Genomic DNA, 8,440 nt, shown 5'->3' with positions numbered 1-8,440 from the left:
CCGCCGATCGCATAACCGTGGAAGCCGATCTCGACGAGGCCTTGGGCGCTGGCGTGACGAAGCTGCGGAATGTCGCCGCCCTGCACGATGCCGAACAGCATGTAGCCGTCGGGCGCGCTTTCGAAAGCCCGCTTCGAGCGCTCGGCCCAGCGCAGCGACAGGCGCATCGCGCGGTCGATGTCGTCGCGCTCGGCGGGCAGCCGCACGCATTCGTCCATCTGCATGGCGATGTCCGAGCCGAGGAAGCGCTGCACCTCGATCGATCGCTCCGGCGACAGCTCAACCTTGGCGCCGTCGATATGCGAACGGAAGGTGACGGCGTTCTCGGTGACCTTGCGCAGGTCAGCCAGCGACATCACCTGGAAGCCACCGGAATCCGTCAGCATCGGCCCGTTCCAGCCGGTGAACCGCTGCAAGCCGCCGAGCGCTGCGATCCGCTCCGCGCCGGGGCGGAGCATCAGATGATAGGTGTTGCCGAGCACGATGTCGGCGCCGGCCTCGCGCACTTCGCGCCAGTGCATGCCCTTCATGGCGCCGGCGGTGCCGACCGGCATGAAAGCCGGGGTTCGCACCACGCCGTGCGGCGTGGTCAGGCGGCCGGTTCGCGCCGCGCCATCGGTGGCGAGCAACTCGAAATGATTGGGAAGATCAGTGTCGGGACGATTCATGGCCGTGCTTATTGCGTGCCGGGCGAGGCCGATCAACCCGCTCGGACCACGCAATGCCCCAGGCTTGACCGATTTGACGCGGACGTGAGTTCCGCCCGGGTTGCCAAATAAAACGACACAGTGTAGTTTTATCCTGGGCTGGACGGGAATGCCGCGGTGAATGTGCCGGCGGCTGTATTTGTGTGATCCGCCAGCCGCCGACAATGCCTTTCCCTTCATGTTCGACCGAAATGTCCGTGCCTTCGCCGGGCGGAATACGACAGTCCGCCACCCGCCTGACCGGACTTCTGGCGCTGGGATTAAGCCTGGCCCTTGGCGCCTGCACCTCCCTGCCGCGCACGCCCTACACGGCTGCCGAAGCCCAAGCCTCGCGCGTGCTCGATATCGACGGGCTCCGCCGCTACGCCGACGACCCCGTCACCAAATTCAGCTTCGAGAAGGACACCAACACCGCGACGAAAACCTATCTGGCGCTCTCCGGCGGCGGTGCCGATGGCGCCTACGGCGTCGGCGTGCTCAACGGCTGGTCCGCGGCCAGAACCCGTCCCACCTTCTCGGTGGTCTCGGGCGTCAGCACCGGCGGCCTGATCGCGCCGTTTGCATTCCTCGGCTCGCAATATGACGACACGCTGAAAGAGGTCTACACCAGCGGCATCGCGGAGAGCCTCTTGAACGATCCCAGCATCATGCGCGTGCTGTTCGGATCCGGCCTGTTCGGCAACACGCGGCTGCGCGAACTCGTCGCCCGCTATGTCGGGCCGGAGATCATGGCGCAGGTCGCGCGCGAGAACGCCAAGGGCCGCAGGCTGCTGATCGTGACGACCGATCTCGACACCCAGCGCACCGCGATCTGGGACATGGGCAAGATCGCGGCCGTCGGCACACCCGAGGCGCTCAAGCTGTTTCGCGACGTGATGGCGGCTTCCGCCAGCATTCCCCTGGTGTTTCCGCCGATCATGATCGACGCCGAAGGCGAAGGCCGCCGGTTTCAGGAGATGCATGTCGATGGCGGCGTGACGGCACCGGTTCTGACGCTGCCGGAAGCCCTGCTGTTCCAGGGCAGCCGCCTGCCGGGCAGCGCAAGAATGGACATCTACATCCTCGTCAACAAGAAGATCGAACGCAATTTCGAGCTGGTGTCCAACAGCACCATCGACGTCGCTTCACGCAGTCTGTCGGCGATCACCCAGTCGCAGACCCGCTCGATCATCTTCTCGACCTATGATTTCGCCAGGCGCAACCACCTCGGCTTCCATCTCTCCTACATCGCACGCGACTATCCGGCGCCGCCGTCGGAAGGGTTCGACACCGGCTATATGCGGGCGCTGTATCAGTACGGCTATGAGAAGGCCGCCTCCGGCCAGGCTTGGAGTTCAACGCTGCCGTGAACCCTCGTGACGGAACGACACATTGCCAAATCCGTTGACGATACGGCCAATTCGGCCAGATTCGCGATGACGCCCCCGCTCCTGCGCGATATAGAGCGAATGAGAGGCAACGCGCAGGAATCATTGGGCATGGGATTGACTGCGACCAAACCACGATCGGCAGCGCCACGGCGCGAGCTGCCGAAGTCACGCGGCGGGCGGCCAACGAAGACCGCCGCCATCGAACGCGACCAGCGGCTGATCGAAGTCGCCACCCGCCTGTTCCTGGACCGCGGCTTTGACGCGACCTCGCTCGATGCGGTCGCGGAAGCAGCGCGGGTCAGCAAGCCCACCGTCTATTCCCGTTATGGCGACAAGCGCGGCCTGTTTGCGGCCGTGCTGAGGCGCGAGATCGAACGCTGGCTTGCGCCGCTATCGGCTGCGGCGGAGACGCAGCTCTCCAGCGCCGCCGACATCTCCGTCGAGCAGCGGCTGGTCGAGATCGGGCGCGAAATGCTGACCTTCACCTGTGGGCCCGATGCCATCGCCTTCAGCCGCATGATGACGTCGCAGGCCATCAACTTCCCCGACGTTGCCAAGCTCGGCAAGGAGGAAGGCTGGCTCAAGGCTGTCGCCACCACGGCGCGCTTCTTCGACCACCTGGTGGCGCAGGGCGCGCTGGACATCGAAGACACCACCATCGCAGCCGAAGTGTTTCTCGACGTCGTTGCCGGCCACAACCACCGCATGGCGACGTTCGGAATGGCGATCGAGATGAAGTCCGCGGAAAAGCGGATGCGCGCCGCGATCAAGCTGTTCCTGGCCGGTGCGCTGGGCCCCGCCGACCGCGTCAAGGACGCTGCCAAGGGCACGCCGCGCCGCCGCCTCCCCCGCTGACAATTCCGTGAGCTTGCGATTTTCCCCCAAGGGGCCGGCGCAGCCGCATTGACCAAAATAAAACGATACGGTATGGTTTTGTTATAGCAGCACTGACCGCTTTTTCACCAGCCCCAAAGAGGTTCGTGCTGTTTCGAACGCGGCGGGCACAACCTGCTACGACGCTCCGCGGCCGGCCTTTGCCCAAGGTCGGCCGCGAATTCTTTACGATCATTCGGCACACTCGCTGCCCGAGGGTTTCGAGCATGACGACAGCCAAACGATGGACCTCGCTACTGCTTGCGATCGCCTTGGCTGCGCTGCTCATTGCCGCGCCGGCACAGGCCATCGTGAGCGCGGGCACGCCGACCGCGCTTCACAGCGACACAGATGGTGATGCTGAAGCGGATCGCCAGGCGGTCAGCCGCGAGATCGAACGATTTCGCAGTTCCTCGATCACGATCAGCCAGGCCATGGCAATTGCGGAATCCCGCCATGCCGGCGCCACGACTGCCGATGTGAGTTTCGACGGCGCCTCGGGCGTGCCGGTCTACCGGGTGAAAACCCTGCACAACGACCGCATCTGGCGCCACACCATCAATGCCGCGACCGGCGAGCTCGTCGGCGGTGAGGCCGCCCTGCCCCTGGCCGAGCTCGACCTCGAGGATCGCAGCAACCTCGCAGCGCTCGGTGCCATCAGGCACCGCCTAGTCGATGCGGTGCGCGTCGCCGAGCGGGCAGCCTCGGGCAAGGCCATCAGCGGCGGCCTCGTGCGCGAGCGCGGCCGGCTTAGTTTCGCGATCGTCGTAATCAGCGGCGACGACCTCAAGGAGGTCATCCTGGAGCCGCCGGCCGCCCGGGCCAAATAGCGCCAGGCTTGTCCGCCGCACCCGGCGGGGCGAAAAGCCATTGACGGGCGCAAAACTCTCCCGCATAAGTCGCCGCCATGTTCACGACCACCAAACGCACGACCAAAACCACCACGGCCCGAGGGGCCCGGGGAGGCGTGCGCGCGTAGGTCGTCGACTTAAACGCATCAGCTCTACCGAAGCCCCGCCCTCGATGGTCCGGGGCTTTTTTGTTGTCTAAATCTCAAATCCAATGGAGGACAAAGTGAGTAACGATCCCGTCGTCGCGATTGTCGGCGTCACCGGTGCGGTTGGCGCCGAATTCATCGCCACCATGGACAAGCGTGGCTTCCGCGTCGGCAAGCTCAAGGCGCTGGCCAGCGCCCGCTCGGCCGGCAAGACGGTGTCGTTCCGCGGCCAGAACGTCGTCATCGAAGAGCTGAACGAGCGCGCCTTCGAGGGCGTCGACATCGCCCTGTTCTCCGCCGGCGGCAGCATCTCCAGGAAGTTTGCACCGATCGCGGTCAAGTCGGGCGCGGTCGTGGTCGACAACTCCTCCGCCTTCCGCATGGATCCCAACGTGCCGCTGGTGATCCCCGAGATCAACGCGAACCGCATCCGCGACCACAAGGGCATCATCGCCAACCCGAACTGCGCCGCGATCACCGCGCTGGTCCCGCTCTGGCCGATCCACCAGAAGAACCGCATCAAGCGCGTCATCATCTCGACCTATCAGGCGGCCTCCGGCGCCGGCGCCGCCGCGATGGAGGAGCTCGTCGAGTCCACCCGCGCCAATCTCAACGGGCAGGTCTATACGCCCAAGGTGATGCCGCACCCCTACGCGTTCAATCTCTTCAACCACAACACGGCGGTCGACCCCGAGACCGGCTACAACGACGAAGAGACCAAGGTCATCAAGGAAACCCGCAAGATCTTCGAGGACGAGACCATCGCCGTCGGCGTCACCTGCGTGCGCGTGCCGGTGCTGCGCGCCCATTGCGAGGCCATCACCTTCGAATGCGAGAAGCCCATCAGCGAGGACCAGGTCCGTGCCATCATGGCGCAGGCCCCCGGCGTGAAGGTGGTCGATGACCGCGTCAAGAACTACTTCCCGATGCCGATCGACGCCTCGGGCCAGGACGACGTCCTGGTCGGCCGCATCCGCAAGGACCTCAGCGATCCCTCAGGGCATTCGATCTCGATGTTCGTGGCGGCGGACCAGCTGCTCAAGGGCGCGGCTCTGAATGCGGTGCAGATCGCCGAGCTCTTGCCGCAGCGGGTGATGGCGTAGAAGGAATCGTAGGGCAGGCAAAGCGAAGCGTGCCCACCATTACGTCCCGTGCACTTGATGGTGGGCACGGCGCTATGCGCCGTTGCCCATCCTACGGCCCCGTCCGGAACAGCAAACACGCATCCCCGTACGAATAAAACCGGTACCCATTCGCGATCGCGTGCGCATAGGCCTGCTTCATCGTATCGAGCCCCGAGAACGCCGACACCAGCATGAACAGTGTCGACTTCGGCAGGTGGAAATTGGTCATCAGGATATCGACGGCGCGGAAGCGATAGCCGGGGGTGATGAAGATCGAGGTCTCGGCTGCGAACGGCTGAACGATCCCGTGTTCACTCGTCGCGCTTTCGAGCAGCCGCAAGGACGTGGTGCCGACGGCGACGATGCGGCCACCATTCTTCCGCGCCGTGTTGAGCTTTGCGGCTACGTCAGCCGGGATCGTGCCCCACTCGGCATGCATCTTGTGGCCGTCGGTGTCGTCGACCTTGACCGGCAGGAAGGTCCCCGCCCCGACATGCAGCGTAACGCTGACGATGCCGACGCCGCGCGCGCGCAACGCCTGCTCCAGCGCGGGCGTGAAATGCAGGCCCGCGGTGGGAGCCGCGACCGCCCCCTCGTTCGCCGCGAACATGGTCTGGTAGTCCGCAAGATCCTGATCGTCGGGCGCGCGCTTGGAGGCGATGTAGGGCGGAAGCGGCGGGCTGCCGAGATCGGCAATGGCCTGATCCAGTGCTGGACCATGGAACGAGAACGACAGCGTCACCTCGCCCTCAACGCCCTTGGCCTCAACCTCGGCATCGAGATGGCCGAGCAGACAGACCTTGCCCTCATTGCCGAAGCGGATGCGGTCGCCGGCAACAAGCTTCTTGGCAGGCTTCACCAGCGCCTGCCAGCGCGAGCCGTCGAGGCGCTTGATCAGCGTCGCCTCGATTTTCGGCTCGGTCTCGCGGCCGATGCGGCGGCCCTTCAATTGCGCCGCGATCACCTTGGTGTCGTTGACGACGAGCTGGTCGCCCGGCCTCAGCCATTGCGGCAGGTCGGCAATGATCTGGTCACGCAGCGCGCCGTTCTCGACGACCAGCATCTTCGCGGAATCGCGCGGACTCGCCGGGCGCAAGGCGATGCGCTCGGCGGGCAGGTCGAAATCGAAGAGATCGGTGCGCATGAGCGCCGTCGCGCCTTAGTTCGCGTCATTCCGGGGCGATGCGCAGCATCGAACCCGGAATCTCGAGATTCAGGGTTCGGCGCATACGCGCGCCCCGGAATGACCGCTACGCGGTCATTCCTTGTCCGCGGCCATCCGCGCCTTGACGATCTTGTCCGGGTTCTGCACCGGCTCGCCGCGCTTGATCTTGTCGACGTTCTCCATGCCCTCGGTGACCTTGCCCCACACCGTGTACTGGTTGTCGAGGAAGCGGGCGTCGTCGAAGCAGATGAAGAACTGGCTGTCGCCGGAATCGGGACTTGCGGCGCGCGCCATCGAGGCGGTGCCGCGCACATGCGGCTCCTTGTTGAACTCGGCCTTCAGCTTCTTGCCGGAGCCGCCGGTGCCGGTGCCGTGCGGGCAGCCGGTCTGGGCCATGAAGCCCTCGATCACGCGGTGGAACACGATGCCGTCGTAGAAGCCCTCACGGACCAGTTCCTTGATGCGCGCGACATGGCCGGGCGCGAGGTCGGGCCGCATCTCGATGGTAACGGGGCCCTGCGTGGTCTCGAGGATCAATGTGTTTTCGGTGACGCTCATGCTCGTCTCTCTTGCGTTGGGGGTGAAGTCTTGCGGTTACGGAACTGGATCGCGAAGGGACGTCCCGCCGCGGCGCCGGCCATTGCATCGGTAAATGGCATCGGCGTGCAGCGTTGCAACGCCTCCATCACCGCGATCCGGTATTGCAGCCGGTCGTTGTCGGAAGCCTCCGCGGATTCGTAGGTAATCCGCGGATGGCCCAGAATGTCGCCGGACCGGTTAAAGCTCACGACGACGGTGATGTCGAGTGGGCGGGCCTTGGCTGGCGGCGGTGGCTTCCAGCAGGTGCGCAGATGCCGGAAGACGTCCTGGATGGTGTTGACCTTCGCCTCCTCGGCAACCGCACCGGAGACGCCGAGGAGCAGCACTACAGCAACCAGCGGAAGCCTGCTGCAGCGCGCCATCGCGTTTTCCTACTTGATGTCGGAAGCGACCTGCACCTTCACCATCTTGTCGGGATCGGTGACGGTGCCGCTGCCTGATCCGGGAGGCGCCTTCTTCAGCTTGTCGACGACGTCCATGCCCTGCACGACCTCGCCGATCACGGTGTACTGGCCGTCGAGGCTGCCGCCATCCGCGAACATGATGAAGAATTGCGAGTTGGCGCTGTCGACGCTGTCGCCGCGCCGGGCCATGCCGACGATGCCGCGGGCAAAATGCACCTTGGAGAATTCCTGCTTCAGGTTCGGATATTTCGAGCCGCCGGTGCCGTTGAATTTCTCGCCGTCGCCGGTCTGGGCCATGAACCCATCCATGACGCGGTGAAACGGCACGTTGTTGTAATATCCCTCGCGCGCAAGCGTCTTCAGGCGCTCGGCGTGCTGCGGCGCCAGATCTGTGCGCAGTTTGATGACGATGCGGCCCTTGGTGGTGTCGATGACGAGCGCGTTGGCCTTGTCGAGGTTCGCCGGCAGCTGCTGCGCCATCGCCGGCGCTGCACTGAGGAGCGCGACAAACATCGCGGCAAGGATTGCGAGACGACGGATCATGAGAACTCCGGATCAGGTGGGATGAAGACGCACGCCGTTATCCGGCGAATTTGGCCTTGAGCAGGCTGGCTACGAGCGGCGGCACGAAGGAGGAGACATCTCCGCCCATGCCGGCGATCTGGCGCACCAAAGTGGCGGTGATCGGGCGAACCATGGGCGAGGCCGGCAGGAAGACCGTATGCACCTCGGGCGCCATGGCCTCGTTCATGCCGGCAAGCTGCATCTCGTAGTCGAGGTCGGTGCCGTCGCGCAGGCCCCGAATCATGATGGTCGCGCCGTGCTTGCGCGCCGCGGTCACCGACAGATCGTCGAACGTCACGGCTTGGAGCACGCAGCCGGCCTGGGCCGCGATCGGACCGCAGACGTCCTCGAGCATCTGCAGGCGCTCCTCGGTCGAGAACAGCGGCTTCTTGCCGGGATGGACGCCAATCGCGACCACCAGGCGGTCGCACAGGGGAACAGCATGCCGGACCACGTCCAGATGGCCGTTGGTGATGGGGTCGAAGGAACCTGGATAGAAGGCAATGCGCGGCATGGCCCCCTCCTACCGCGCCCGGCCCGGGCCGGCAAGCCGGACAGGTTCCTTGCCCGTTCCGTGCCCGTTTGCCGGAAAATGTCCGCGAGAGGTGTCGGCAACAGCCGGATTGTTTCGTCCTG

Annotated in this window: 10 protein-coding genes; 4 read left to right on the top strand and 6 right to left on the bottom strand. The window is 65.0% G+C overall.

Translation table 11 applies throughout. From position 1 onward, the window contains the following. Positions 1-668 (bottom strand): tRNA guanosine(34) transglycosylase Tgt (locus A5906_RS45195; protein WP_245326947.1); only part of this gene is annotated, 668 nt, incomplete at its 3' end. A gap of 230 nt (positions 669-898) precedes the next feature. On the opposite strand from A5906_RS45195, the gene A5906_RS28145 reads away from it, so the two are divergent. From A5906_RS28145 to A5906_RS28130, 4 genes are all read left to right on the top strand, one after another. Next, a complete protein-coding gene (locus A5906_RS28145; RefSeq protein ID WP_080138485.1) occupies positions 899-2,056 on the top strand; it encodes a patatin-like phospholipase family protein in 1,158 nt (385 codons plus the stop codon). Positions 2,057-2,185: 129 nt separating this feature from the next. After that, on the top strand, positions 2,186-2,932 hold the full coding sequence (locus A5906_RS28140) for a TetR/AcrR family transcriptional regulator (RefSeq protein ID WP_080138484.1): 747 nt from the start codon (positions 2,186-2,188) through the stop codon (positions 2,930-2,932). A 245-nt stretch (positions 2,933-3,177) separates the two neighbouring features. Continuing rightward, positions 3,178-3,780: a PepSY domain-containing protein gene (locus A5906_RS28135; protein WP_080138483.1), complete on the top strand. Its 603-nt coding sequence runs from the start codon at positions 3,178-3,180 to the stop codon at positions 3,778-3,780. A gap of 232 nt (positions 3,781-4,012) precedes the next feature. Beyond that, the gene (locus A5906_RS28130) at positions 4,013-5,050 is read left to right on the top strand and encodes an aspartate-semialdehyde dehydrogenase (RefSeq protein ID WP_080138482.1); all 1,038 of its coding nucleotides are present in this window, start codon (positions 4,013-4,015) and stop codon (positions 5,048-5,050) included. A 91-nt stretch (positions 5,051-5,141) separates the two neighbouring features. Here the strand turns inward: A5906_RS28130 and queA are convergent, their stop codons facing one another. The 5 genes from queA to coaD all read right to left on the bottom strand — a co-directional run bounded on the left by queA (position 5,142) and on the right by coaD (position 8,318). Next, positions 5,142-6,215, bottom strand: coding sequence for a tRNA preQ1(34) S-adenosylmethionine ribosyltransferase-isomerase QueA (queA, locus tag A5906_RS28125; protein WP_080138481.1), 1,074 nt, complete (start codon positions 6,213-6,215; stop codon positions 5,142-5,144). 114 nt (positions 6,216-6,329) lie between these two features. Continuing rightward, positions 6,330-6,794 carry a peptidylprolyl isomerase gene (locus A5906_RS28120; protein ID WP_035702663.1) on the bottom strand — a complete coding sequence of 155 codons (465 nt, stop codon included), beginning with the start codon at positions 6,792-6,794 and terminating at the stop codon, positions 6,330-6,332. Further along, the gene (locus A5906_RS28115; protein ID WP_080138480.1) at positions 6,791-7,198 is read right to left on the bottom strand and encodes a hypothetical protein; all 408 of its coding nucleotides are present in this window, start codon (positions 7,196-7,198) and stop codon (positions 6,791-6,793) included. The genes A5906_RS28120 and A5906_RS28115 overlap by 4 nt, the downstream gene beginning before the upstream one ends. A 9-nt stretch (positions 7,199-7,207) precedes the next feature. Next, positions 7,208-7,783: a peptidylprolyl isomerase gene (locus A5906_RS28110; RefSeq protein ID WP_080138479.1), complete on the bottom strand. Its 576-nt coding sequence runs from the start codon at positions 7,781-7,783 to the stop codon at positions 7,208-7,210. Between the two features lie 37 nt (positions 7,784-7,820). After that, positions 7,821-8,318 (bottom strand): pantetheine-phosphate adenylyltransferase, encoded by a 498-nt coding sequence (gene coaD, locus A5906_RS28105; protein ID WP_080138478.1) that lies wholly within the window; start codon positions 8,316-8,318, stop codon positions 7,821-7,823. Positions 8,319-8,440: the final 122 nt, after the last annotated feature.

Source organism: Bradyrhizobium sacchari (assembly GCF_002068095.1).
Taxonomy (GTDB): Bacteria; Pseudomonadota; Alphaproteobacteria; order Rhizobiales; family Xanthobacteraceae; genus Bradyrhizobium; species Bradyrhizobium sacchari.
Note: the sequence above shows the minus strand (reverse complement) of the source record. Positions and strands in the feature narration are given on the sequence as shown.

Bases quoted from the DNA above. Each gene is read 5' to 3' on its own strand.
- A5906_RS28145 (WP_080138485.1), top strand. From the start codon at position 899: ATGTCCGTGCCTTCGCCGGGCGGAATACGACAGTCCGCCACCCGCCTG.
- A5906_RS28140 (WP_080138484.1), top strand. From the start codon at position 2,186: ATGGGATTGACTGCGACCAAACCACGATCGGCAGCGCCACGGCGCGAG.
- A5906_RS28135 (WP_080138483.1), top strand. From the start codon at position 3,178: ATGACGACAGCCAAACGATGGACCTCGCTACTGCTTGCGATCGCCTTG.
- A5906_RS28130 (WP_080138482.1), top strand. From the start codon at position 4,013: ATGGAGGACAAAGTGAGTAACGATCCCGTCGTCGCGATTGTCGGCGTC.
- queA (WP_080138481.1), bottom strand. From the start codon at position 6,215: ATGCGCACCGATCTCTTCGATTTCGACCTGCCCGCCGAGCGCATCGCC.
- A5906_RS28120 (WP_035702663.1), bottom strand. From the start codon at position 6,794: ATGAGCGTCACCGAAAACACATTGATCCTCGAGACCACGCAGGGCCCC.
- A5906_RS28115 (WP_080138480.1), bottom strand. From the start codon at position 7,198: ATGGCGCGCTGCAGCAGGCTTCCGCTGGTTGCTGTAGTGCTGCTCCTC.
- A5906_RS28110 (WP_080138479.1), bottom strand. From the start codon at position 7,783: ATGATCCGTCGTCTCGCAATCCTTGCCGCGATGTTTGTCGCGCTCCTC.
- coaD (WP_080138478.1), bottom strand. From the start codon at position 8,318: ATGCCGCGCATTGCCTTCTATCCAGGTTCCTTCGACCCCATCACCAAC.